Genomic DNA, 24,238 nt, shown 5'->3' with positions numbered 1-24,238 from the left:
TGACACTCTGAGGCGATTTTTGCCCCAGAGTGTCACATCGGCCGGGTCAGGAGAAGTCCAGGCCCCCGGTCCGGGTGCGCTTCAGCTCGAAGAACTTCGGGTAGCTCGCCAGCGCCACCGCGCCGTCGAACACCTTCAGCGCGTCCTCGCCGCGCGGGATCGCGGTCAGCACCGGGCCGAAGAAGGCCACGCCGTCGATGTGGATAGTCGGGGTGCCGACGTCCTCGCCCACCGGGTCCATGCCGCGGTGGTGGCTGGCCTTCAGGTCCTCGTCGTAGTCGGTCGAGTGGGCGGCCTCGGCCAGCTCGGCGGGCAGGCCGACCTCCTCCAGCGCCTGCTTGATGGCCACGTCGTAGTCCTTGACGCCCTCGTTGTGGATGCGGGTGCCGAGGGCGTTGTAGAGGTCGCGCAGGACGCCGTCGCCGTGGTGCTTGGCGGCGGCGATCGCCACCCGCACCGGGCCCCACGCCCGGTCCAGCAGCTCGCGGTAGCCGGGGTCGAGGTCGCGACCGGCGTTCAGCACCGAAAGGCTCATCACCCGGAAGTTCAGGTCCAGGTCGCGGTGCTTCTCGACCTCCAGGATCCACCGGGACGAGATCCACGCGAACGGGCAGACCGGGTCGAAGTAGAAGTCGACCTTGGTGGGTGCCGACATGTTGGGTGTCTCCTCTGGGTTGCTCGTGCGGCGGTCCGCCGCGGCGGCGTCGTCTGAGTGCAACCCGTGGACCTGACGGAGTCTTCCCTCGGACGCCAGTCCACTTCTCCCCGTCCCACGTGATTGGATGCGACTGTCGTGTTCACCGACACGACACTTCTCCCCGTTCCGACGACGTCGGCGCCCGGGCAACGTGGGCGTCGGCAGACGAGGTGACCAGTGGCGGCACCCAACCTGACCCGCGACCAGGCGCAGCAGAGGGCTGCGCTGCTGGAAGTCGACTCCTACCGGATCGAGCTGGACCTGACCGACGGCGGCGGCAAGCCCGGCTCGGAGGTGTTCCGCTCGACCACGACGGTCAACTTCCGCAGCCGGACGCCGGGCGCGTCGACGTGGGTCGACGTCGTGGCCGCCACCGTGCACCGCGCCGTCCTCAACGGGGTCGAGCTGGACGTGTCCGGCTACCGCGAGGAGGACGGCATCGCGCTGCCCGACCTCCGCGACGTCAACGAGCTGACCGTCGAGGCCGACTGCCGGTACATGAACACCGGTGAGGGCCTGCACCGGTTCGTGGACCCGGTCGACGGCGGCGTGTACCTGTACTCGCAGTTCGAGACGGCCGACGCCAAGCGCATGTTCGCCTGCTTCGACCAGCCGGACCTGAAGTCCGTCTACACCATGACCGTCACCGCGCCGGCGGACTGGAAGGTCATCTCCAACGCCCCGGTCGAGTCCACTGTGGACGGTGTCGGCGGCGCGGACAAGCACGTGTTCGAGACCACCAAGCCGATGTCGACCTACCTGGTCGCACTGGTCGCCGGCCCCTACGCGGAGTGGCGCGACGAGTACACCGACGGCGACACCACGATCCCGCTGGGCATCTACTGCCGGGCGTCGCTGGCCGAGCACATGGACGCCGACCGGCTGTTCACCGAGACCAAGCAGGGTTTCGGGTTCTACCACCAGGCGTTCGGGGTCAAGTACCCGTTCGGCAAGTACGACCAGTGCTTCGTGCCGGAGTTCAACGCGGGCGCGATGGAGAACGCGGGCTGCGTCACGTTCCTGGAGGACTACGTCTTCCGCAGCCGCGTCACCCGGTACCTGTACGAGCGGCGCGCGGAGACCGTGCTGCACGAGATGGCGCACATGTGGTTCGGCGACCTGGTCACCATGCGGTGGTGGGACGACCTGTGGCTGAACGAGTCGTTCGCCACGTGGGCGTCGGTGCTGGCGCAGGCCGAGGCCACCGAGTACCGGCAGGCGTGGACGACGTTCGCCAAGATCGAGAAGTCGTGGGCGTACCGGCAGGACCAGCTCCCGTCGACGCACCCGGTGGCCTCGGACATCCCGGACCTCCAGGCGGTCGAGGTCAACTTCGACGGCATCACCTACGCCAAGGGCGCTTCCGTGTTGAAGCAGCTCGTGGCTTACGTGGGGCTGGAGAACTTCCTGGCGGGCCTGCGGGTGTACTTCGCCAAGCACGCGTGGAGCAACGCGACCCTGGCGGACCTGCTGTCCGCGCTGGAGGAGGCGTCCGGCCGCGACCTGTCGTGGTGGAGCGCGCAGTGGCTGGAGACCACCGGCCTGAACCTGCTGCGCCCCAAGTTCACCGTGGACGCTTCCGGCAAGTTCACCGAGTTCGCGGTGCTGCAGGGCGGCGCCCGGCCGGGCGCCGGTGAACTGCGCACGCACCGCTTGGCGATCGGCATCTACGACTCCGACGCGTCGGGCAAGCTGGTCCGCACCCACCGGGTCGAGCTGGACGTGGACGGCGAGCGCACCGAGGTGCCCGAGCTGGTCGGCGTGCCGCGCGGCAAGCTGGTGCTGGTCAACGACGACGACCTGACGTACTGCACCATGCGGCTGGACAGCGACTCGCTGGCGTCCCTGATCGACCACATCTCCGACATCGCCGAGCCGCTGCCGCGGACGCTGTGCTGGTCGGCGGCGTGGGAGATGACCCGCGAGGCCGAGCTGAAGGCCCGGGACTTCGTGAACCTGGTGCTGGGCGGGCTGCACGCGGAGACCGAGGTCGGCGTCGTGCAGCGGCTGCTGCTCCAGGCGCAGACGGCGTTGTCGTCGTACGCGGACGCGTCGTGGCGGGACGAGGGCTGGCGGCGGTTCACCGCGAAGATGCTGGAACTGGCGCGGGCGGCGGAGCCGGGGTCGGACCACCAGTTGGCGTTCGTCAACGCGCTGGCGGGTTCGGTGCTGGAGGCCGCTGATCTTGAGGTCGTGCGCGGCTGGTACGACGGCACCGACGTGCTGCCCGGCCTGGACGTCGACACCGATCTTCGCTGGCGCCTGCTCCAGGCTCTCGTGGCGCACGGTGCCGCGGACCTCCCGGAGATCACCGCCGAGGAGGAACGCGACCCCACCGCCACCGGCCGCCGGCGCGCCGAGTCCGCTCGGGCCCTGCGGCCGACGGTCGAGGCGAAGGAAGAGGCCTGGGACCGGGCGGTGAACGACGACGAGCTGCCGAACGCGGTCAGCGAGGCGATCGTGGCGGGCATCCAGCACCCGGGCCAGAAGGAGCTGCTGCAGCCGTTCGTGGCGCGGTACTTCGAGGACGTGGCGGACGTGTGGGAGCGGCGGTCTTCGGAGCGGGCGCAGTCGATGGTGATCGGCCTGTTCCCGTCGTGGTCCATCGCCCAGGACACGGTGGCGGCGGCGGACACGTGGCTGGCCGAGGAACGCCCCCCGGCCTTGCGCCGCTTGGTGTCCGAGGGCCGCGCGGGCATCGTCCGCGCGTTGGCCGCCCAGGAGTTCGACCGGTCCTGACGTGGTGCGCAGGACGCGGGTGGCACAGCTCGCCGCCACCCGCGTCCTGTGGCCGAGGTGGATGCCGCCCTGCACGCTCGACCTCTAGACGAAACGAAGGCCGCGTCCCGGAGTGGGGCGCGGCCTTCGGCGTGCAGAGGGGTCAGGAGCGCGGAGCGCTGCCGGCCTGGTCGGTCAGCATGCGGAGGCCGCTGAGCAGGCCGCCGGCGATGTCGCCCTCCTTGAAGGACGCCACCATGCTCATCACCGCGAGCTTGGCGCCGCGGTCCGCGAGCCGGCGGTGGGACTCCTCGCCGGTCACGATCTCGACCGCGCGCTCGCCCGGGGACACGGCCACCAGGACCGCGTGCGACGGGCGCGGGGTGGAAGCGTGCAGCTCCTCGGCCCGGGCGCGGGTGTCCGAGCCCAGTTCGCCCAGGTACACGCTGAAGTCCAGGCCGGTGGTCCGGCTGGCCAGGGTCAGCGCCTCGTCCAGGCTCGCCAGCTGCACCGGCGTGAACGGCAGGCTGGGCGCCTGCGGCTCGTACATCTTCGCGGCGGAGACCCGGCCGCTGTTGGTCACGACCGCGCCCACCGGGAGGGTGGCCGGGTCGACCTTGGCGACGTGACTACCAGTTGCCACGGGCACCTCCCCTTGCGGTCGGGCCCGGCACGGGGCTCGACTCGGCGTGGTGGTCTGCGTTCAGCCCCGCGGGGTTCGCGCTCCACCACACGGGCGCGTAGTTCCACTCCTGGCCCGGGCGGTACCGCGGGATGCGGGTGGCCTTCGGCCTCAGCGTCAATAGCGTGATCACGCCGTAGATGGCCAGCGGGATCAGCGCGAAGACGAGCACGGTCTCCACGATGGTCACGGCGGTTACGGTAACCGATCCACCCGGTCACGTCCGGGCGAGGGGGCGTGCGAGCACCACCGCCGTCAGCACGACCACCCCGCCCGCCACCAGGTACACCGCGCCCAACGTCGTCGCGGCGGCCAGCGGACCGGCCAGACCGGCCCCGATCGGCGACAGCCCCCACGCCAGCACCCGGTACGCGCTGGTCACCCGGCCCATCATCGGCACCGGCGTCAACCGCTGCCGCCGGGTCGCCGACAGCACGTTCCAGCCCGCCGACGCCAACCCGAAGCAGAACGCCGCCACGACCGCCACCGGCACCCACGGCACCCCGCCGAACACCGCGAACGCCACCCCGAGCAGCGCCAGCGCCCCCACCATCACCGGCGCGCCGCCCAGCCGGGCCGCGAGCACCGGGCTCAGCCGCGCCCCCGACAGCGCCCCCAGCGACATCACGACCACCAGCCACGGCACCCACTCCTCGGGCAGCCCCAGCACGGTGATCGAGTACAGCGCCAGCATCGCGTTGACCGCCGCCGCGCACACCGCCGAGATCCCGACCGCGAGCACCAGCACCCGCAGCCCCGGGTTGCGGAACAGGTACCCCAGGCCCTCGGTGAACTGCCCGCGCAACGTCCCCGACCGGCCCTGTCCCGCCACCTCGGGCAGCCGCGCCACGAACGCCGCCGCCACCACGAACGTCAGCGCGTCCAGGGCGAAGCACGCGGCCGGGTGCCACCAGAACAGCAGGCTGGCCGCGAGCGGGCCGACCAGGTCCATGCCGACCGTCTCCGCGGTCACGAACCGGCTGTTGGCGGCCTCCAGGTCGGTCGGACCGGCCAGCGCCACCAGCAGCACCTGCGACGCGCTGTCGGCGAAGGTCTCCGCACTGGTGAGGAGGAACCCCAGCGCGCACAGCAGCGCGACCCCGGCGCTGTCTGTGAACACGGCCCACGCGAGCAGTCCCGTTACCAGAGCCCGGAAGACGTGCGCGACGGCGACGACCAGCCGGGGCCGCCACCGGTCGACCAGGACGCCCGCCGGGAGCGCCACCACCAGCCACGGGAGCACGACGGCGACGGCCACGGCGGACGCGGCGAGCGGACTGCGCGTGCTGACGGCCGTGTAGAGCGGGAGGGCCACGGTGCGAACCCCGTCGCCGACCAGTGACGTGATCCACGCGCCCGTCAGCAGCCGGAACGCCGGCGTGTGGACGCCCTGGATGCCGATCGACCGCTCCACGTCTGAAGACCCGTCTGTGATCTGAACGACTCTCAAGCAGACGTCACGTTACGCACGGTGTCCACAGTGGCGGAAAGTAGCAACCGAACGGTTCTACTGTCGCAGTGAGTACACCCGTCCGGACTTCCCCCGGAAGGAGGCGAATGGCGGCCGGTTTGGCGTCTTGTCCTCCGCCCACTCGGCTTCTAGCTTTTCACCTGTACGGGTCTTGCGCATCCGTTTCCGGATACTAATTCCCGCCCGATGAGTCTCGGAGGACACGACATGTACACCGCGAACCGCGCCCAGGCTGCCTCCCTCACCCTTTCGTCGTACACCCGAATGGACGAGCCGGTTACGCCTGTTCAGCTGCCCACGGTTACCTCCGAGTCGGTGCGCATCACCGGCCGGGACTCCGTCCGCATCACCGGTCTGCTCGACTCGGTCCGCATCACGGCCCGGGACAGCGTGCGCATCACCGCGCGGGACTCGGTCCGGATCACGGCCCGGGACTCGGTCCGGATCACGGCCCGGGACTCGGTCCGGATCACGGCCCGGGACTCGGTCCGGATCACGGCCCGGGACTCGGTGCGCATCACGGCCCGGGACTCGGTGCGCATCACGGCCCGGGACTCGGTCCGCATCACGGCGTCGGTCCGCATCACCGCCCGCGACTCGGTCCGCATCACCGCGCGGGACAGCGTGCGCATCACGGCGCGCGACTCGGTCCGCATCACCGCCCGCGACTCCGTCCGCATCACGGCCCGCGACTCCGTCCGCATCACGGCCCGGGACAGCGTCCGCATCACCGCACGGGACAGCGTCCGCATCACCGCACGAGACAGCGTCCGCATCACCGCACGAGACAGCGTGCGGATCACCGCGACCCAGGACGACCTCGCGCTCGCCGCCTGACCCGCCCCCGCCCGCCCTACGCCGCCGGCTCGCCCAGGTAGGGCAGCCACAGCGGATCGGCCTCGGTCACGCCCGCCAGCAGCCGCCAGTGCGGCCCGCGCGGCGCGGCCGGCACGACCCGCAGCCGCCAGCCCAGTTCGGACAGCAGCTTGTCGGCCTTGCGGTGGTTGCACTTGGCGCAGCAGGCCACGCAGTTGGTCCACGAGTGCGCCCCACCCCGACTCCGGGGCACCACGTGGTCGATCGTCTCGGCACGTCCGCCGCAGTACGCGCAGCGGTACCGGTCCCGGTGCATCAGACCGGCCCGCGTCAGCGGCACCCGCCCCCGGTACGGCACGCGCACGTAGTTGCTCAACCTGATCACTGACGGTACGACGACCTCGGACGTGGAGGAATGGACGACGGCGCCCGCCGGGTCGCCGTGCACCACCTCCGCCTTGCCGCACACCACGAGCACCACCGCGCGCCGCAGCGGCAGCGCGGTGAGGGGCTCGAACGTGGCGTTGAGCAGCAGGACCTTCCGTCTTCCCCAGGGGAAGGCCTTGGGCGCCGGACCGGCCCCTCCCCCGTCCACCACGGCGTGCACGACAGCCTGTTTTTGGCCGGACGGGGCCAACGACGCGATCCCGGCGTTCGCCAGGGCGCCGATCGGGGTGGGTTGTCGGTCTGGCACGCGACCACCTCCACCGGTTCAGCCATAGCAGACCACACTTCACCCCCAAAAATCACGTGTGATACGTGACGCGTCATGGAGCCGAGATCAAAACTTCGGTGAACCCGGGCGTCCAGGACGACTCGCGCGGTGGTCGAGGCGCAGCCCTAACGCACATGGTTTTCATCCCGCGCTAACCTCGGCGAGGTGACGCACCCCTCACCCGCGGCCCCGCCCGCGACGATCGCCTACCCCGCCGCGGCACGCCTCGACCTGGTCGAACGGCTGCACGGGCACCCGGTGCCCGACCCCTACCGCTGGCTGGAGGACCCCGCCGACCCCCGCACGGCCGAGTGGTCGGCCGCCCAGGACGTGCTCACCCGCGCCTGGCTGGACGCCCAACCCGGCCGGGACGCCCTCGGTGAACGCCTGGCCGAGCTGATGCGTACCGGTTCAGTGGGCACGCCGGTGTGGCGGGCCGGGCGGGCGTTCTACACCCGGCGCGGGCCGGAGCAGGACTTCCCCGTCCTCTACGTGCTGGAGAACGGGGAGGAGCGCGTGCTGCTGGACGTCACCGCGCTCGACCCGTCCGGCCGCACCACGCTGGACCGCTGGTCCCCGTCCCTGGAAGGCACGCGGCTGGCCTACCAGGTGTCGGTGGGCGGCGACGAGCACTCGTTGCTGCACGTCCTGGACGTGGCGACCGGCGAGCTGGTCGAGGGCCCGATCGACCGGTGCCGCTACTCCCCCGTCGGCTGGCTGCCCGGCGGCGAGGAGTTCTTCTACGTGCGCCGCGTCGACCCGGAGCTGGTGCCCGAGGACGAGCGGCAGTTCCACCGGCGGGTCTGGCGGCACCGCGTGGGCACCGACCCGGCGCAGGACGTGAACGTCCACGGCGACGGCCTCGACCACACCTACTACTACGGGCTGTCGCTCACCGACGACGGCCGGTGGCTGGTCGTCAACGGCGCGCCCGGCACGGTCCGGCGGGACTCGGTGTGGATCGCCGACCTGCACGGCGACGGCGAGCTGCGCGAGGTGATCTCCGCCGAGGCGGGCGCCCAGTGCTCGGCGTGGGTCGAGGGCGACCGGCTCTACCTGCGCACGAGCCTCGACGCGCCCCGGTTCCGGCTGTGCGCGGCCGACCCGGCGCGGCCGACCGAGTGGACCGAGCTGGTGCCCGAGCAGCCGGACTCGGTGCTGGACGGCGTGACCTGGCTGGACGGGTCGCTGGTCCTGCTGCGCACCCGGCACGCGGTGTCCGAACTGCACCTGCACGCGCCCGACGGCAAGTGGCTGGGCGAGATCCCCCTGCCCGGCACCGGTTCACTGCACGGCTGGTCCACTGTGGACGATCGCACCGAGGTCGCCCGGGACGTGCTGTGGTTCGGCTGGTCGGACTTCGTGACGCCGCTGTCGGTCTACAAGTTCTCGAAGTCGAGCGGCGAGACGGTCCTGCACGCCGCCGCGCCGGGCGCGGTCCAGCTGCCGGAGCTGACCACGCAGCAGGTCGAGTACACCTCCGCGGACGGCACGACCGTGCGGATGTTCGTGGTGTCCGGCCGCGCCACGCCCGACCTGCCCCGGCCCGCCCTGCTGACCGGCTACGGCGGCTTCGCGGTCGGCCAGGGGCCCGGCTACCGCGCCACGGCGCTGGCATGGGTCGAGGCGGGCGGCGTGTGGGCGCTGCCTTCGCTGCGCGGCGGCGACGAGGAGGGCGAGGAGTGGCACCGGGCCGGGATGCGCGAGCGCAAGCAGAACGTGTTCGACGACTTCCACGCGGCGGCGGAGAAGCTGATCGCCGACGGGTGGACCTCGCCGCAGCAGCTCGCGATCATGGGCGGCTCGAACGGCGGTCTGCTCGTGGGCGCGGCCCTGACCCAGCGGCCGGAGCTGTACGCGGCCGTGGTGTGCTCAGCGCCACTGCTGGACATGGTGCGGTACGAGAACTTCCTGCTCGGGCGGCTGTGGGCGGAGGAGTACGGCAGCGCGGCGGTCCCCGAGGAGCTGGCGTGGCTGCTGTCCTACTCCCCGTACCACCGGGTCCGGCCCGGCGTTGAGTACCCTTCGGTGCTGTTCACGGTGTTCGAGTCGGACAGCCGCGTGGACCCCAACCACGCCCGGAAGATGTGCGCCGCGCTCCAGCACGCGACGGCGAGCGATCCGACCAAGCACCCCGTGCTCCTGCGCCGGGAGACCGAGGTGGGGCACGCGGGCCGATCGGTGAGCCGGTCGCTCGGCCTCGCCGTGGACCAGTTGACCTTCCTGGCCGGTGCGACCGGGTTGGAGTTCGCCTGAGGTAGATCGAGGAGGAATGAGCCGGTGGTTCTGTCGGTGGACGTCGAGTCGACGCTGGCAGTCGATTGGTGGGTGGAGAACGGCCCGAAGATCGCCGAAGGGGCGCTGCGGATCGCGCTCACGGTGCTCATCGCGGTCGTCGTCCGGTTCGTGCTGCGGCGACTGATCGATCGGCTGACCAGGGGCTCGTCGGAGGGCCGCAAGCCCAAGCTGCTCAAGCCCCTGCGCGAACGCGCCCCCCAGGCCCTCAACGGGCTGGTGTCCGAGCGGCGGGAGCAGCGCGCCAAGACCATCGGCTCGGTCCTCAAGTCGGTCACCACGATCGTGGTGTTCGGCATCGCGTTCATCCAGGTCCTCACCGAACTGGGCATGAACGTGGCGCCGATCCTGACCTCCGCCGGCATCCTCGGCGTCGCCATCGGTTTCGGCGCGCAGAACCTGGTCAAGGACTTCCTGTCCGGCATGTTCATGATGCTGGAGGACCAGTACGGGGTCGGTGACGTGGTCGACCTGGGCCCGGCGACCGGCACGGTCGAGTCGGTGGGCCTGCGCATCACCACGATTCGCGACACCAACGGCACGGTGTGGTACGTCCGCAACGGCGAGATCCTGCGGGTCGGCAACTCCTCGCAGGGCTTCGCGGTGGCCGTGGTGGACCTGCCGCTGGCGTACGGGGCGAACCTGGCGTCGGCGACCGAGGTGCTGACGTCGGCGGCGCTGGCGGCCGTGGCGGAGGAGTCGCTGGAGAAGGACACCATCGACAAGCCGCAGGTGCTGGGCGTGGAGAAGGTGACGCCCGAGGGCATCACCATGCGGGTGACGGTCAAGGTGCGGCCGGGTCGGCAGTGGGCGGTGCAGCGGGCGCTGCGGGCCAAGCTGATGCCCGCGCTGGAGGACGCCGGCATCTCGCTCAAAGCGTGAGCGCCCCCGGGAGGCGGCATCCCGCCCGAGGCGTGAGCGCCCCCGGGACTTGAGGCAGGATGGAAGCGTGACCAGTACCGAGAACTTCTACGAAGCGGTGGGCGGGTACGAGACGTTCCACAAGATCGTCGCGCGCTTCTACGAGCTGGTCGCCGACGACCCCGTGCTGCGCCCGCTCTACCCGGAGGAGGACCTCGGCCCCGCCGAGGAGCGCTTCCGCCTGTTCCTCATGCAGTACTGGGGCGGCCCGCACACCTACTCCGACCAGCGCGGCCACCCGCGGCTGCGGATGCGGCACGCCCCGTTCGTGATCGGTCCCGTGGAGCGGGACGCCTGGCTGCGCTGCATGCGCGTCGCGGTGGACGAGGCCGACCTGTCGCCGGAGCACCGCGACCAGCTGTGGGCGTACCTGGAGATGGCCGCGAACAGCCTCATGAACGCCTGGGTGTGATCGTCGACCCCCACCGTGATCACCCGAACGGGGACGGGTGACGGCTCGTCGGGTGGCAGGATGACACCTCGTGCGACGATCCTCCGACCTCCAACCAGAGATCGCCGACGAGTCCGCCTGGTGGCGTGACGCCGTCTTCTACCAGGTCTACGTGCGTTCCTTCGCCGACTCCGACGGCGACGGCGTGGGCGACCTGGAGGGCATCCGCTCCCGGCTGGGTTACCTGGAACTGCTCGGCGTCGACGCCCTGTGGCTCACGCCGTTCTACACGTCCCCGATGGCCGACCACGGCTACGACGTGGCCGACCCGCGCGACGTCGACCCGCTGTTCGGCGACCTGGCCGCCTTCGACCGCCTGGTCGCCGAAGCGCACGAGCACAACATCCGGGTCACCGTCGACCTCGTCCCGAACCACACCAGCGACCGCCACGAGTGGTTCCAGGCGGCGCTGCGGGCCGGTCCGGGGAGCGCCGAGCGGGATCGGTACTTCTTCCGGGACGGGCAGGGCTACGACGGCTCCCAGCCGCCGAACAACTGGACCAGCGTCTTCGGCGGCTCGGCGTGGACCCGGGTCGCGGACGGCCAGTGGTACCTGCACCTGTTCGCCCCCGAGCAGCCCGACCTGAACTGGGAGAACCCGGACGTCCCCGCGGACCTGGCCCGGACCCTGCGGTTCTGGCTGGACCGCGGTGTGGACGGGTTCCGGATCGACGTCGCCCACGGCATGGCCAAGCCCTACGGCCTGCCGAACATGGACCCGCGCGCGGCCCAGGGCTCGGGCGTGATGCACGACAACGTCCTGGACCCGCGGTTCGACAACGACGCCGTCCACGACGTGCACCGGATGATCCGGAAGGTGCTGGACGAGTACCCGGGCCGGATGGCGGTCGGCGAGATCTGGGTCAAGGACGACGAGCGCTTCGCCCGCTACATCCGGCCCGACGAGCTGCACCTGGGCTTCAACTTCCGGTTGGTCGAGGCCCCCTTCGACGCGGACGCGGTGCGTTCGGCGATCGAGCACTCCCTGGCCGCCGTGCAGCCCTACGACACGCCTCCGACGTGGACCCTGTCGAACCACGACGTCGTCCGGCACGTGACCCGCTACGGCGGCGGGGCGCTGGGGACCAAGCGGGCGCGGGCGATGGCGCTGGTGGAGCTGGCCCTGCCCGGGGTGGTCTACCTGTACAACGGCGAGGAGCTGGGCCTGCCCAACGTGGAGCTGCCCGACTGGGCCCTCCAGGACCCGACCTGGCTCCGCTCGGGGCACGCGGAGCGTGGCCGCGACGGCTGCCGGGTGCCCCTGCCGTGGGAGGGCGCCGTCCCTCCGTTCGGCTTCACGACCGGGGCGGGGACTTGGCTGCCCCAGCCGAACGAGTGGGGCTCGCTGACGGCCGAGTCGCAGCTGGAAGACCCGGAGTCGATGCTGTCGCTGTACCGGCACGCGCTGGAGCTGCGGAAGTCGCACCCGGCGATCGGCGGGGACGAGGTCGAGTGGTACGGGGCTCCGGCGGGGTGCTTCGCTTTTCGGCGCAAGGGCGGTGGGTTGATCTGCGCGCTGAACACGTCCGGTGGGCCGGTGCCGCTGCCGCCCGGGGAGATCTTGTTGGCCAGTGGGCCGATGGACGGTCCTCAACTGCCGCCTGACACCGCGGTGTGGCTGGTCTGAGCACACCATCCCGGGGTTGTCGCAGGATGTCCTGCGACAACCCCGGATAAGAGTCAGACCAGCAGCGGCAGCATGGAGTGGCGGCGGCGGACGACGGCGCCGAAGCGGGCGTCGATGCGGAGCCAGGAGTCCGTCGCGGTCACGCGGACGTCGTCGCCGCCCAGGAAGCCCATGCCGGACAACGCGAACAGGCAGCGCAGCGGGACCTTCACGTCCAAGCCCGACCCGCTCACCGTCAGCACCGTCTGGTCCAGCAGCGACGCCGGCGGGGTGCCGTGGGGACCGGTGTTCTCGCGGGCCACCGCGACGCCCTGCTCCGCCAACTCCGAGACCACGTTCCCCGGCAGGCGGTCCACCTGCTGCCAGCCCTCCGCCGGCGGCAGCGCCGAGCGCCACATCAGGTCCTTGGGTGCGCCCGGGTCGATGGTCTCGCTGCGGACCACCGCCAAGCCGGTCAGCAGGTCGGTGCCGGAGACCGTGACGTCCCCGGGGCTCACCTGGCCGGCCACGGTGCGGGTCGCCAGGGTGTCGAAGGGGGTCGCCACCCACGCGTCCAGCAGGCCGCCGGACGGGCGGTTGCGCAGCCGGACGACGGTGTTCGCGTCCAGGCGGACCGCTCGGGCCACGAAGGCACCGAGGTCGTCGCGCTCGGACGGGTCGGCCAGGACCAGTTCAGGCACCGTTGCCTCCGGCACGCCAGCCCGCGAGGAAGTCGCGTTCGGCTTCGAGTAGACGGCGCGGACGTCCGGCCGTGAGGTTGTAGGGCACCATCAGGGTCTCGGCGGTCGCGACCACCGGGCTCCCCTCGCGGCGCCCGTTGCGTACGAGGTAGTCCAACGTGAAGGAGGCCGACTTCAATTCCCGGACCGACACCTCCACCACGATCTCGTCACCGGTGAACACCAGCGGCGTCAGGTAGTCGACCACCAGGCGGGCCACCACCATGCCGCCCGCCATGTCCGGCACGCCGTGCCGCGCCGCCTCGGTGAACAGGAGGTCTATCCGGGCCTCTTCCAGCAGGGTCACCGTGTTGGCGTGGTTGACGTGGCCGTACGCGTCCATGTCCGACCACCTCGGACGCACTCCCGTGACGAACACACCCAACTTGAACGCGCCTCCCACTGTCGGGACCCTGTGTGGATCCACGAGACCTTATCTCGCAGGCACCAGGCCCCCGTCCCAGGTTAGTTCCCCGTCGACGCCGAGGAACCGCGCGAGGTCGGCGACCTCCGCCGCGACGTCCGGGCGGTCACCGAAGGGGTGAACCGCGAAGCCGGTCGCGGTCCGCCGCCACGTCGCCACGACGCGGCCGTCCACCACGACGTGCGGGGTCAGGAAGCCGCCGCCGGTCTGGATGAGCCGTGCGTGCGCCGGATCCAGCGCCAGGCTGCGGTCCTTGTAGCCCAGCAGGTAGGTGTCGAAGTGGCCCAGCATCCGGGTGGTGCCGCCGGTGGGCGGGGCCGGTTCGTCGGCCAGCTCGGGCAGGTCGCGCGCCTGGGACTTCGGCAGGCCGCTCCACGCGACGAAGTCGTCCACGGTGGCCGGGCCGTACGCGCGCCGGTAGCGACGCCAGAGCTGTTCGACGGTGCCGGGCTCGGGGAGGTCCGGGAGGAGCGCGTACTCGTCGTCGAGCGTGCGGTACAGGACGCCGTTGGCCGCCGCGTAGGCCATCAGGTGCGCCGGGGCCTGGGACTTGGGGTCGAGCGCGATACCGACCACGGCCAGGCGGGTGACGACCGCCGACCGGGTCAGCGGCTCCGTGAGGATCTCGCGCAGGGCGGGCAGGGCGCGGGCGCAGAGGTCGTCGGTCAGGCCGAGTTCCAGGCGCCTGCGTTTGCCGCGCTGGACGATGAGTGTGGAAAGGGGACCCAAAACCCACAGATCGTCCAACAGCATCAGGTGCAGGGTTCCCCGCATGGCCCACGTGCGGACGATCGGGCCGGTCAGCGACTGCACGCCCCGGGCTCGGGCGGCGAGCCTGAGGGCGTTGACGTCCTGGGCTTGCAGGGCCAGGACCGAGTCGAGGAGTTCCTCGGTGGTCGCGGCCCGGTCGGAGAGGCGTTGGGCGCGCATCCGTTGCGCGAGGACGGTCACCGGTTGGCTCCGGTGGAGCCCCTGACCACCAGTTCCGGCTGGAAGACGAACTCCGCGTGCGGGGCCGGGGTGCCGCCGATCTCCTCCAGCAGGGCGTGCACGGCGGCCTGGCCCATGGCTTCCACGGGCTGGCGGATCGTGGTCAGCGGCGGGTCGGCGAAGACGATGAGCGGGGAGTCGTCGAAGCCGACCACGGAGATGTCGCGGGGCACGTGCAGGCCCCGGCGGCGGGCCGCCCGGATCGCGCCGAACGCCATCAGGTCGCTGCCGCAGACGACGGCCGTGCAGCCGCGGTCGTAGAGGGTGTCCGCCGCCGCCTGGCCGCCTTCGACGGTGAACAGGGAGTGCTCGACCAGCTCCGGGTCGCGGTCCAGATCGATGAACTCCTCGACCATGCGCTGCGCCGGCACGAACCGGGACGGGCCGACGGCCAGGCCGATGCGGTCGTGGCCCAGGTTTTGGAGGTGGGTGACGGCCAGGCGGACGGCGGCGCGGTGGTCCACCGAGACGAACGGGGCCTTGATGCGGTCGGTGTAGCCGTTGACCATCACGAACGGCACGCCGCGGCCGGCCAGCTTGACGTAGCGGTCGGTGTCGGCGGTCGTGTCGGCGTGCAGGCCGGACACGAACACGATGCCGTTGACGCCCCGGTCGACCAGCATCTCGGTCAACTGGTCCTCGGTGGAGCCGCCCGGGGTCTGCGTGCACAGCACCGGGGTGAACCCGTCCCGGCTCAGCACCTGCTCGATGACCTGCGCGAACGCCGGGAAGATCGGGTTGTTCAGCTCGGGGGTGATGAGCCCGATCAACCCGGCGCTGCGCTGCCGGAGGCGGGGTGGGCGCTCGTAGCCCAGGACGTCCATCGCGGCGACGACGGCCTGGCGGGTGGCGGGCGAGACGCCCGGCTTGCCGTTGACCACCCGGCTGACCGTCGCCTCGCTCACGCCTGCCTGGGTCGCGATGTCACTGAGCCGCGCTGTCACACCGGGTGACTCTACGGCCGGTGCCACCACACCGTCGTGTCAGACGGCACCACCAGCGCGCCGTTCTCGGCGGTGCAGTCGCCCGAGGCGAGCAGGACCTCGCCGTCGAACGGGACCTCGACGTCCTCGGCGCCCAGGTTCACCACGCAGGTGAAGTCACGACGGGTGAAGGCCAGGACGTTCGCGGGGGTGTCCAGCCAGTCGACGTGCGCGCCCTGCCCGAGCGCCGGGTGGTTGCGGCGGATGCGCAGGGCGTCGCGGTACAGGTGGAAGGTCGACGACCGGTCCGCCTGTTGGGCGGCGACGCTGAGGTCGCCCCAGGTGGCGGGCTGCGGCAGCCAGGAGCCGCCGTCGCCGAAGCCGTAGGACGGGCCGTCCGGCGTCCACGGGATCGGCACGCGGCAGCCGTCGCGACCCCGGTCGGTGTGGCCCGAGCGCTCCCACACCGGGTCCTGCAGGACCTCCTCGGGCAGGTCCAGGACCTCGGGCAGGCCCAGTTCCTCGCCCTGGTAGACGTAGGCCGAGCCGGGCAGGGCCAGCATGAGCAGCGCGGCGGCGCGGGCGCGGGCCAGGCTGCCGTAGCGGGTGACGTGGCGCTGCACGTCGTGGTTGGACAGCACCCAGGTGGTCGGGGCCTGCACCGGGGCCATCGCGGCCAGGGAGTCGTCGATGACCGTCTTGAGGGCTTCGGCGTCCCACTCGGCGGTCAGGTAGTGGAAGTTGAAGGCCTGGTGCAGTTCGTCCGCGCGCAGGTAGCGGGCGGTGCGCTCGGGGCTCGGGGTCCACGCCTCGGCGACGCCCACCCGGACGCCCGGGTAGGAGTCGAGGACCTTGCGCCAGTCGCGGTAGATCTCGTGGACGCCGTCCTGGTCGAAGAACGGCAGCGCCTCGGTGCCCAGCAGCTTGAGCTGCTCGGTGCGGCCCACGTCGGGCAGACCGTCCGCCTTGACCAGGCCGTGCGCCACGTCGATGCGGAAGCCGTCCACGCCCAGGTCGAGCCAGAAGCGCAGGACGTCCAGGAACTCCTCGCGGACCTCCGGGCGCTCCCAGTTCAGGTCGGGCTGCTCGGGGGCGAACAGGTGCAGGTACCACTGGCCGTCGGGGACGCGGGTCCAGGCCGGGCCGCCGAAGATCGACTCCCAGTCGTTGGGCGGCTGGTCGCCGTTGCCGTCGCAGAAGTGGTAGCGGGCGCGTTCCGGGGAGCCGGGGGCGGCTGCCAGGGCCTGCTTGAACCACTCGTGCTCGCTGCTGGTGTGGTTCGGGACGAGGTCGACGATGATCCGGATGCCCAGGTCGTGGGCGTCCGCGATGAGCGCGCGGGCGTCCTCCAGGTCGCCGAACATCGGGTCCACCGCGCGGTAGTCGGCGACGTCGTAGCCGCCGTCGGCCTGCGGCGACGAGTAGAACGGGGTGATCCACACCGCGTCCACGCCCAGGTCGGCGAGGTACGGGAGGCGGGACCGGATGCCCGGCAGGTCACCGACGCCGTCGCCGTTCGAGTCGGCGAAGCTGCGCACGTAGACCTGGTAGATCACGGCCTCGCGCCACCAGTCCTGGCTCATGGTGTTCCGTCCTTCCTCCGGGAGTGGCGGCACCGATGAAATACTTTGCAAAGGTTTTCAGCAAGTCCAGCAGGTGGTATGACCTAGAGCACATCCCTGCCGAAGGAGACATCGTGGTTTCCTCAGCCAAGCGCGCCTTCCTGCTGTGCGCGACCCTGGTGTTCAGCCTGCTGACCGTTCCGCAAAGTTTTGCAACACCCCCTGGTCCGAAGGACGTCACGGCGACCCTCTTCCAGTGGCCGTTCGACCGGGTGGCGGCCGAGTGCGCGTCCACCCTGGGGCCTGCGGGGTACGGGTACGTCGAGGTCTCTCCCGCCACCGAGCACATCCAGGGCAGCCAGTGGTGGACGTCCTACCAGCCCGTCAGCTACCGGATCGCGGGGCGGCTCGGTGACGAGACCGCGTTCCGGAACATGGTCAACACTTGTCACGCGGCCGGTGTGAAGGTCATCGCGGACGCGGTGATCAACCACATGAGCGCCGGGTCCGGGGTCGGGACCGGCGGGTCGTCCTACTCGAAGTACAACTACCCGGGCTACTACAGCGACTGGGACTTCCACTCCTGCCGGTCGAACATCACCGACTACCGCAACCGCGACAACGTCCAGAACTGCGAACTGGTCGGGCTGTCCGACCTGGACACGGGCAGCGAGTACGTGCGGTCGACCATCGCGGCCTACCTGAACCGGCTGATCGCGATGGGCGTGGACGGGTTCCGGGTGGACGCGGCGAAGCACATGTCCGCGGCCGACCTGTCCGCGATCAAGGCCAAGCTGACCAACCCCGGGATCTTCTGGGTGCACGAGGTGATCTACGGGGCGGGCGAGGCCGTGCAGCCCGGCGAGTACACCGGGTCGGGTGACGTGGACGAGTTCCGCTACGCCTACGACCTGAAGCGGGTGTTCCAGAACGAGAACCTGGCTTACCTGAGCAACTTCGGGCAGGCGTGGGGGTATCTGCCCTCGGGTCAGGCGCGGTCCTTCGTGGACAACTGGGACACCGAGCGGAACGGGTCGACGCTGTCGTACCGCGACGGGTCGACGTACACGCTGGCGAACGTGTTCATGCTGGCGTGGCCCTACGGTGCCCCGAACGTGTACTCCGGCTACGAGTTCACCGACCACGACGCCGGGCCGCCCGCCGGCTCCGAGTGCTACGTGGGGTGGAAGTGCCAGCACCGGTGGACGCAGATCGCGGGCATGGTGAAGTTCCGCAACACCGTGGCCGGGACGTCGGTGGTGAACTGGTGGGACAACGGCGGTGACGCGATCGCGTTCGGGCGGGGGACGCGCGGGTTCGTGGTGGTGAACCGGGAGACTTCGGCGTTGACGCGGACCTTCCAGACATCGCTGCCGGCCGGGACTTACTGCGATGTGCAGCGGTCCGGGTGTGCGCCGGTGACGGTGGACTCGGCAGGCCGTTTCACCGCGACCGTGGGCGCGGGTGAGGCGTTGGCGTTGCACGTCGGTGCCACGTCGTCCGTTTCGGCCACGTCGTTCGCGGTTCAGGCCACGACGTCGTTCGGGCAGAACATCTTCGTGGTCGGCGACCACCCGTCGCTGGGCGGGTGGAACACGGCGAACGCGGTGGCGCTGTCGTCGGCGTCCTACCCGGTGTGGCGGGGTTCGGTGGCGCTGCCGGCCGGGACTTCGTTCCAGTACAAGTACATCCGCAAGGACTCATCAGGTGCGGTGACCTGGGAGAGCGGCTCGAACCGCACCGCCACCGCACCCGCGACGCTGAACGACACCTGGCGCGACTGAGGACCGCGTGGCCGGAAGCTGTCGCGGTGCGCACGGCTTCCGGCCGCGGTGCTTTCGTGGGTGCATGGTGAGCTTCGCCGCGCTCCGCGACGCCGACCCGACCGCCTGGAAGTCCGCCGCCGACGACTGGGTGAGCCTGGCGCGGCACTGCGAGCAGTCGGCGGCCGACATCCACCGGCGGGGCAGCTCCGCGTTGGACGACAGCCGGAAGGACGCCGCCGGCGATCTCGCCGCCGACCGGTTCGAGGACAACTGCGCCAACTTCGTCTCCCACACCCTGCACCAGGGCGGCGGGCTGCCGATGAAGACCGATGCGTTCGGCGGGACGCTGAACGACGAGAACCGGGCGAGCGACGCGGGCACAGCCATCGACGAGATCGACCGGTACGCCTACCTGAACACCCCGAGCTGGGCGCAGGGGGCCGGGGCTCCTGCGGAACCCCGGCCCCGACCGGTGCTACCGGATCATGCTGCGCACCTGGCGGGCGGCCACCGAGAGGGTGGCCAGGTCCAGGCGGCTGGCCCGGTTGATCTCCTCCAGGGCGGCGCGGGCGCGGCCCAGCCTCGACGCGTTGGCCTGTTCCCAGGTGGCGATCTTCTCGGCCGGGGTGTCGCCCGGCTCGCTCGACCGCAGCACGTCGATGGTGATCGACCGCAGCGACGAGTAGAAGTCGTCACGCAGGGCCAGGCGCGCCAAGGCGTGCCAGCGGTTGACGCGTTCCAGGCCGCTCACCGAGCTGAGCATCCGGTCCACGTCCAGGTGGTCGGACAGCGCGAAGTACAGCTCCGCCGTCTCCAGGTGCGAGCGCTCCGGTCCGACGCCGTGGCCCTCGCCCTCGCGTTCGGCCAGTTCCGCCACCTCGGTCACGTCCAGCAGGCCGTAGGTGAACAGCAGCACCGCGACCCGGCGGGCCAGGTCCTCCGGCACGCCTTCGCCCGTGAGGCGGGCGACGTGCGCGAGGACGGACTCCTTCTCCCGGCCCTGCAACATGTCCAGCGTGCGCGGCGCCAGTTCGCCCACCACGCCGGCGAACCGGGCGATGGTCGAGCCGACGGCCAGCGGCTGCGGGCGGTTGGTGAGCAGCCACCTCGACGCGCGGTCGAGCAGGCGGCGGCTCTCCAGGACCATGTCGTCCTGGACGTCCGTGGGGATCTTGGTGTCCAGGGCGCGGATGTCCCGCCACAGCGACGGGAGGTCGTAGATCGCCGTGACGACCGTGTAGGCCCGGACGGCGTCCGTCGCGGACGCGCTGATCTCCTCGGCCAGCCGGAACGCGTACGACACGCCGCCGCCGTCCACGACCTCGTTGACCAGCACCGTCGTGATGATCTCGCGGGCCAGCGGGTGGCTGCCGATCGCGTCGGCGAAGCGCTGCCGCAGCTCGCTGGGGAAGTAGTCGGGCAGCTTGCGGGCGATCACGTCGATCGTCGGCAGGTCGCTGGCCAGCACCTCCTCCTTCAGCGCGAGCTTGACGTGCGCGAGCAGCGTCGCCAGCTCCGGCGAGGTCAGGCCGTCGCCGGCCTTCTCCAGCGCCCGGAACTCCGCGGGCGACGGCAGCGCCTCCAGCGCCCGGTCGAGGTGACCGCGCTGCTCCAGGTCGGCCACCAGGCGGGCGTGCACCGACAGCATCGGCGACGCGTGCGCCCGGGACACGCCCAGGACCTGGTTCTGCGAGTAGTTGTCGGCCAGCACCAGCTCGCCGACCTCGTCGGTCATCTGGCCGAGCAGCTCGTCGCGCTGCTGCCGGTCGAGCTTGCCCTCGCGGACCAGTTCGTCGAGCAGGATCTTGATGTTGACCTCGTGGTCGGAGCAGTCGACACCGGCCGAGTTGTCCAGGGCGTCGGTGTTGACCTTGCCGCCGGCGCGGGCGAACTCGATGCGGCCGCGCTGGGTCAGGCCCAGGTTGCCGCCCTCGCCGACGACCTTCACCCGCAGGTCGGCGCCGTTGACGCGGATGGCGTCGTTGGCCTTGTCGCCGACCTCGGCGTGCGACTCGGCGCCGGCCTTGACGTAGGTGCCGATGCCGCCGTTCCACAGCAGGTCCACCGGGGCCAGCAGGATCGCCTTCATCAGCTCCTGCGGCGACAGCTTCTCCACGCCCTCGGGCAGGCCGAGCGCCTCGCGCGCCTGCTCGCTGATCGGGATGGACTTCGCGGTGCGCGGCCACACGCCGCCGCCGGGGCTGATCAGCGAGCGGTCGTAGTCGTCCCACGAGGAGCGCGGGAGGTTGAACAGCCGCTTGCGCTCGACGTAGCTGGTCGCCGCGCCCGGGTTGGGGTCGATGAAGATGTGCCGGTGGTCGAACGCGGCCACCAGGCGGATGTGCTCGGACAGCAGCATGCCGTTGCCGAACACGTCGCCGGACATGTCGCCGACGCCGACCACGGTGAAGTCCTCGGCCTGGGTGTTCACGCCCAGCTCGCGGAAGTGCCGCTTCACGCTCTCCCACGCGCCCTTGGCGGTGATGCCCATGGCCTTGTGGTCGTAGCCGACCGAGCCGCCGGAGGCGAACGCGTCGCCGAGCCAGAAGCCGTAGGACTGGGACACCTCGTTGGCGATGTCGGAGAACGAGGCCGTGCCCTTGTCCGCCGCGACCACCAGGTAGGTGTCGTCGCCGTCGTGCCGGACCACCTGCGGGGCCGGGATGACGGTGCCCGAGCTGAGGTTGTCGGTCAGGTCCAGCAGGCCGGAGATGAACATGCGGTAGCACGCGATGCCCTCGGCCAGGAACGCCTCGCGGTCCAGGCCCGGGTCGCCGGTGGGGGTCGGCGGGCGCTTGACCACGAAGCCGCCCTTCGCGCCGACCGGCACGATCACGGAGTTCTTCACCGCCTGCGCCTTGACCAGGCCCAGGATCTCGGTGCGGAAGTCCTCGCGCCGGTCGGACCAGCGCAGCCCGCCGCGCGCGACCGGGCCGAACCGCAGGTGCACGCCCTCGACGCGCGGCGAGTACACGAAGATCTCGAACCGGGGCCGGGGCTGGGGCAGGTCCGGGATGGCCCGCGGGTCGAGCTTGACCGCCAGGTACGGGCGGGGGTTGCCGTCGGCGTCGCGCACGAAGTAGTTGGTGCGCAACGTGGCCTGCACCAGGGTGAGCAGGCTGCGCAGGATGCGGTCCGCGTCCAGGCTGGTCACGTCGTCGATCATCGCGGTGATGTCGGCGACCAGCGCCTCGGTGCGCGACGCGCGGTGGGCGTCGTCCAGGACCGGCGTGAACCGGGCCTCGAACAGCCGGACCAGGGCCGTGGCGACCTCGGTGTGGCCCAGGACGGCGTCCTCGATGTAGTCCTGGCTGTAGGCGACGCCGGCCTGGCGCAGGTACTTGGCGTAGGCGCGCAGCATCGCGGCCTGCTGCCAGGTCAGGCCGCCCTTGAGGACGAGGGTGTTGAAGCCGTCGACCTCCGCCTCACCGCGCCAGGCGGCGGCGAACGCGTCCTGGAAGCGGGTGCGGACCGACTCCAGGTCCTCCTGGGACAGCCGGTCGAGGGTCACCTGGTCGATGCGCAGGCCGAAGTCGTAGATCCAGCACTCCGTGCCGTCCTCGCGGACCAGCTCGTACGGGCGCTCGTCGGCCACCACCACGCCCATGCGCTGGAGCATCGGCAGCACGTCCGACAGCGTGATCCGGGCGCCCGCGAGGAACAGCTTGAACCGCCGCTCCCCCGGCTCCGCGTCGCGCGGCACGTAGAACTGCATGTCCAGATCGCCCTGGCCCAGCGCCTCGATGCGCCGGAAGTCCGCCAGGCCCTCGGCGGCGGTGAAGTCCTCCTTGTAGGCCTCCGGGAACGCCGCGGCGAACCGCTGGCCCTGCTCGGAGGCCGATTCCGCGCCCAGTCCGTCGCCCTGCGCCTCCAGCACCGCCTCGACCATGCGGTCGTCCCACGAGCGGACCGCCTCGGCCAGCAGGTTCTGGATGTAGCCGGTGTCCGGCTCGACCTGGCGGTTCGGGTCGGTGTGCACCATGAAGTGCACGCGGGCCAGCGCGGACTCGCCGACGCGGGCGCTGTACTCCAGGTTGACGCCGCCGAGTTCGGCGATCAGGACCTCCTGCATGGCCAGGCGGGAGGTCGTGGTGTACCGGTCGCGCGGCAGGTAGACCAGGCACGAGTAGAAGCGGCCGTACGGGTCGCGGCGCAGGAACAGCCGCAGGCGGCGGCGTTCGGCGAGCGCGATGACGCCGGTGACGGTCTGGTAGAGGGTGTCCGTGTCGACCGAGAACAGCTCGGTGCGCGGGTAGTTCTGGATCACCTCCAGCATCCGCTGGCCCGAGTAGGAGTGCAGCGGGAAGCCGGCGCGGTGGATGACGTCGCGGACCCGGCGCTCGATGGCCGGGATGTCCAGGACGTCTTCGTGCAGGGCGGTCGTGGAGAACACGCCGAGGAACCGGTGCTCGCCGGTGACGTTGCCCTCGGGGTCGAAGGTCTTCACACCGACGTAGTACGGGTACACCGACCGGTGGACGCTCGACTGGGCGCTCGCCTGGGTCAGCACCAGCAGCTCGGGCGAGAGTGCCTGCGCGCCCGCGTCGGGGCCCGCGGTGAGACTGCGCGCCGCGAGGCTGTCCTGTCTGAGCACGCCCAGCCCACTGGCCAGGACCGCGCGCAGGGCGGGTTCGCCGCCGGTCGCCGGGTCGTCGCGGACCAGTTCGTACTGGCGGTAGCCGAGGAAGGTGAAGTGGTCGGCGGCGAGCCAGCGCAGCAGGCGGGCGCCGTCGTCGACCTCTTCGCGGTTGAGGGGCGGAGGGCTGGCCTGGAGCTGGTCGGCCAGCTGGAGGGCCGTGTCGGTCATCTTCTTGGTGTCCTCGACGACCTCGCGGACGTCGTTGAGGACGGTGTGCAGCTTGGTCTCCAGCTCGCGCGCCCGGTCCGGGTCGGTGAGCAGGTCGACCTCGATGTTCATCCACGACTCCGCCATCGCGTCGCCCGGCGGGTCGGCCGGGTCGGCGGTCGGCAGGACCTCGTTGAGCGCGCCGGTCACCGGGTCGCGGCGGACCACCACGATCGGGTGGACCACCCGCTGCACCTGGACGCCGCCGCGGGTCAGCTCGGAGGCCACCGAGTCGACCAGGTAGGGCATGTCGTCGGTGACGACCTGCACCACGGTCGCGGGGCACGTCCAGCCGTCGTGGGCGCGGGTGGGGTTGAGGATGCGCACCACCGGGCGACCCGGCACGCGGGTCTCGGCGAGCTGGTAGTTCGAGCGCACCGCGCCGACCAGGTCCACCGGGTCGTCGTCGTTGACTTCCTCGGCGGGCACGTGGCGGTAGTACAACCGGATCAGGTCGGCGAGCTCGGGGGCGCCGGCGGCGGCCCGTTCGATCAATTCGTCACGCGCTTGTTCGGGACTGGCCTGGGTGCGGCCGGCACCGGCGTCGTGGCGAGTGGGGAGGTCCGATCGGGACGGGACTCCAGTCGAGGTCATGTTCAGGCGACTCCACGCTAT

General features: G+C 71.2%; 18 protein-coding genes. 7 read left to right on the top strand and 11 right to left on the bottom strand.

What is annotated here, in order from left to right; translation table 11 throughout:
• Positions 1 to 46: 46 nt before the first annotated feature.
• A complete protein-coding gene (locus tag RIN75_RS21725) occupies positions 47 to 655 on the bottom strand; it encodes a DsbA family protein (RefSeq protein WP_309113825.1) in 609 nt (202 codons plus the stop codon).
• Positions 656 to 874: 219 nt separating this feature from the next.
• On the opposite strand from RIN75_RS21725, the gene pepN reads away from it, so the two are divergent.
• Positions 875 to 3,436 carry an aminopeptidase N gene (pepN, locus tag RIN75_RS21720; protein WP_309113824.1) on the top strand — a complete coding sequence of 854 codons (2,562 nt, stop codon included), beginning with the start codon at positions 875 to 877 and terminating at the stop codon, positions 3,434 to 3,436.
• A gap of 142 nt (positions 3,437 to 3,578) precedes the next feature.
• Here the strand turns inward: pepN and RIN75_RS21715 are convergent, their stop codons facing one another.
• Genes RIN75_RS21715 through RIN75_RS21705 form a run of 3 tightly spaced genes read right to left on the bottom strand, consistent with a single transcriptional unit; the run spans position 3,579 to position 5,511 of the window.
• Entirely contained in the window at positions 3,579 to 4,058 is a 480-nt protein-coding gene (locus RIN75_RS21715; protein WP_309113823.1) for a DUF5130 family protein, read from the bottom strand.
• Positions 4,045 to 4,287: a hypothetical protein gene (locus RIN75_RS21710; protein ID WP_309113822.1), complete on the bottom strand. Its 243-nt coding sequence runs from the start codon at positions 4,285 to 4,287 to the stop codon at positions 4,045 to 4,047. Before RIN75_RS21710 ends, RIN75_RS21715 begins: the two co-directional genes overlap by 14 nt.
• A gap of 27 nt (positions 4,288 to 4,314) precedes the next feature.
• On the bottom strand, positions 4,315 to 5,511 hold the full coding sequence (locus RIN75_RS21705; RefSeq protein WP_309113821.1) for an MFS transporter: 1,197 nt from the start codon (positions 5,509 to 5,511) through the stop codon (positions 4,315 to 4,317).
• Positions 5,512 to 5,883: 372 nt separating this feature from the next.
• Between RIN75_RS21705 and RIN75_RS21700 the strand changes: the two genes are divergently transcribed.
• Complete coding sequence (locus tag RIN75_RS21700; protein WP_309113820.1) at positions 5,884 to 6,405, top strand: hypothetical protein; 522 nt, start codon at positions 5,884 to 5,886, stop codon at positions 6,403 to 6,405.
• 16 nt (positions 6,406 to 6,421) lie between these two features.
• Here RIN75_RS21700 and RIN75_RS21695 read toward each other — a convergent pair whose 3' ends face one another.
• Complete coding sequence (locus RIN75_RS21695; protein ID WP_309113819.1) at positions 6,422 to 7,078, bottom strand: HNH endonuclease; 657 nt, start codon at positions 7,076 to 7,078, stop codon at positions 6,422 to 6,424.
• Between the two features lie 186 nt (positions 7,079 to 7,264).
• Between RIN75_RS21695 and RIN75_RS21690 the strand changes: the two genes are divergently transcribed.
• The 4 genes from RIN75_RS21690 (at position 7,265) to RIN75_RS21675 (ending at position 12,393) form a co-directional block, all read left to right on the top strand.
• Entirely contained in the window at positions 7,265 to 9,355 is a 2,091-nt protein-coding gene (locus tag RIN75_RS21690; protein ID WP_309113818.1) for a prolyl oligopeptidase family serine peptidase, read from the top strand.
• Positions 9,356 to 9,379: 24 nt separating this feature from the next.
• Positions 9,380 to 10,276 (top strand): mechanosensitive ion channel family protein, encoded by an 897-nt coding sequence (locus tag RIN75_RS21685; protein ID WP_375295999.1) that lies wholly within the window; start codon positions 9,380 to 9,382, stop codon positions 10,274 to 10,276.
• Positions 10,277 to 10,343: 67 nt separating this feature from the next.
• Positions 10,344 to 10,727 (top strand): globin, encoded by a 384-nt coding sequence (locus RIN75_RS21680; protein ID WP_309113817.1) that lies wholly within the window; start codon positions 10,344 to 10,346, stop codon positions 10,725 to 10,727.
• A 70-nt stretch (positions 10,728 to 10,797) separates the two neighbouring features.
• Positions 10,798 to 12,393: a glycoside hydrolase family 13 protein gene (locus RIN75_RS21675; RefSeq protein WP_309113816.1), complete on the top strand. Its 1,596-nt coding sequence runs from the start codon at positions 10,798 to 10,800 to the stop codon at positions 12,391 to 12,393.
• A gap of 53 nt (positions 12,394 to 12,446) precedes the next feature.
• Here RIN75_RS21675 and RIN75_RS21670 read toward each other — a convergent pair whose 3' ends face one another.
• Genes RIN75_RS21670 through RIN75_RS21650 form a run of 5 tightly spaced genes read right to left on the bottom strand, consistent with a single transcriptional unit; the run spans position 12,447 to position 17,032 of the window.
• Positions 12,447 to 13,073 carry a hypothetical protein gene (locus tag RIN75_RS21670; protein ID WP_309113815.1) on the bottom strand — a complete coding sequence of 209 codons (627 nt, stop codon included), beginning with the start codon at positions 13,071 to 13,073 and terminating at the stop codon, positions 12,447 to 12,449.
• Positions 13,066 to 13,497, bottom strand: coding sequence for a thioesterase family protein (locus tag RIN75_RS21665; RefSeq protein ID WP_309113856.1), 432 nt, complete (start codon positions 13,495 to 13,497; stop codon positions 13,066 to 13,068). Before RIN75_RS21665 ends, RIN75_RS21670 begins: the two co-directional genes overlap by 8 nt.
• 48 nt (positions 13,498 to 13,545) lie before the next feature.
• Positions 13,546 to 14,487 (bottom strand): DNA glycosylase AlkZ-like family protein, encoded by a 942-nt coding sequence (locus tag RIN75_RS21660; protein WP_309113814.1) that lies wholly within the window; start codon positions 14,485 to 14,487, stop codon positions 13,546 to 13,548.
• Positions 14,484 to 15,470, bottom strand: coding sequence for a LacI family DNA-binding transcriptional regulator (locus tag RIN75_RS21655; protein WP_309113813.1), 987 nt, complete (start codon positions 15,468 to 15,470; stop codon positions 14,484 to 14,486). The genes RIN75_RS21660 and RIN75_RS21655 overlap by 4 nt, the downstream gene beginning before the upstream one ends.
• Positions 15,471 to 15,481: 11 nt before the next feature.
• Positions 15,482 to 17,032 (bottom strand): glycoside hydrolase family 13 protein, encoded by a 1,551-nt coding sequence (locus RIN75_RS21650; protein WP_309113812.1) that lies wholly within the window; start codon positions 17,030 to 17,032, stop codon positions 15,482 to 15,484.
• 113 nt (positions 17,033 to 17,145) lie between these two features.
• Between RIN75_RS21650 and RIN75_RS21645 the strand changes: the two genes are divergently transcribed.
• Positions 17,146 to 18,795 (top strand): carbohydrate-binding module family 20 domain-containing protein, encoded by a 1,650-nt coding sequence (locus tag RIN75_RS21645; RefSeq protein ID WP_309113811.1) that lies wholly within the window; start codon positions 17,146 to 17,148, stop codon positions 18,793 to 18,795.
• 457 nt (positions 18,796 to 19,252) lie between these two features.
• Here the strand turns inward: RIN75_RS21645 and RIN75_RS21640 are convergent, their stop codons facing one another.
• Positions 19,253 to 24,217 (bottom strand): NAD-glutamate dehydrogenase, encoded by a 4,965-nt coding sequence (locus tag RIN75_RS21640; protein WP_309113810.1) that lies wholly within the window; start codon positions 24,215 to 24,217, stop codon positions 19,253 to 19,255.
• Between the last annotated feature and the right edge of the window lie 21 nt (positions 24,218 to 24,238).

This window comes from Saccharothrix sp. (genome assembly GCF_031180885.1).
Lineage (GTDB): Bacteria > Actinomycetota > Actinomycetes > Mycobacteriales > Pseudonocardiaceae > Actinosynnema.
The sequence above is the reverse complement of the archived record's forward strand: the minus strand, read 5'-3'. Positions and strand labels throughout refer to the sequence as shown.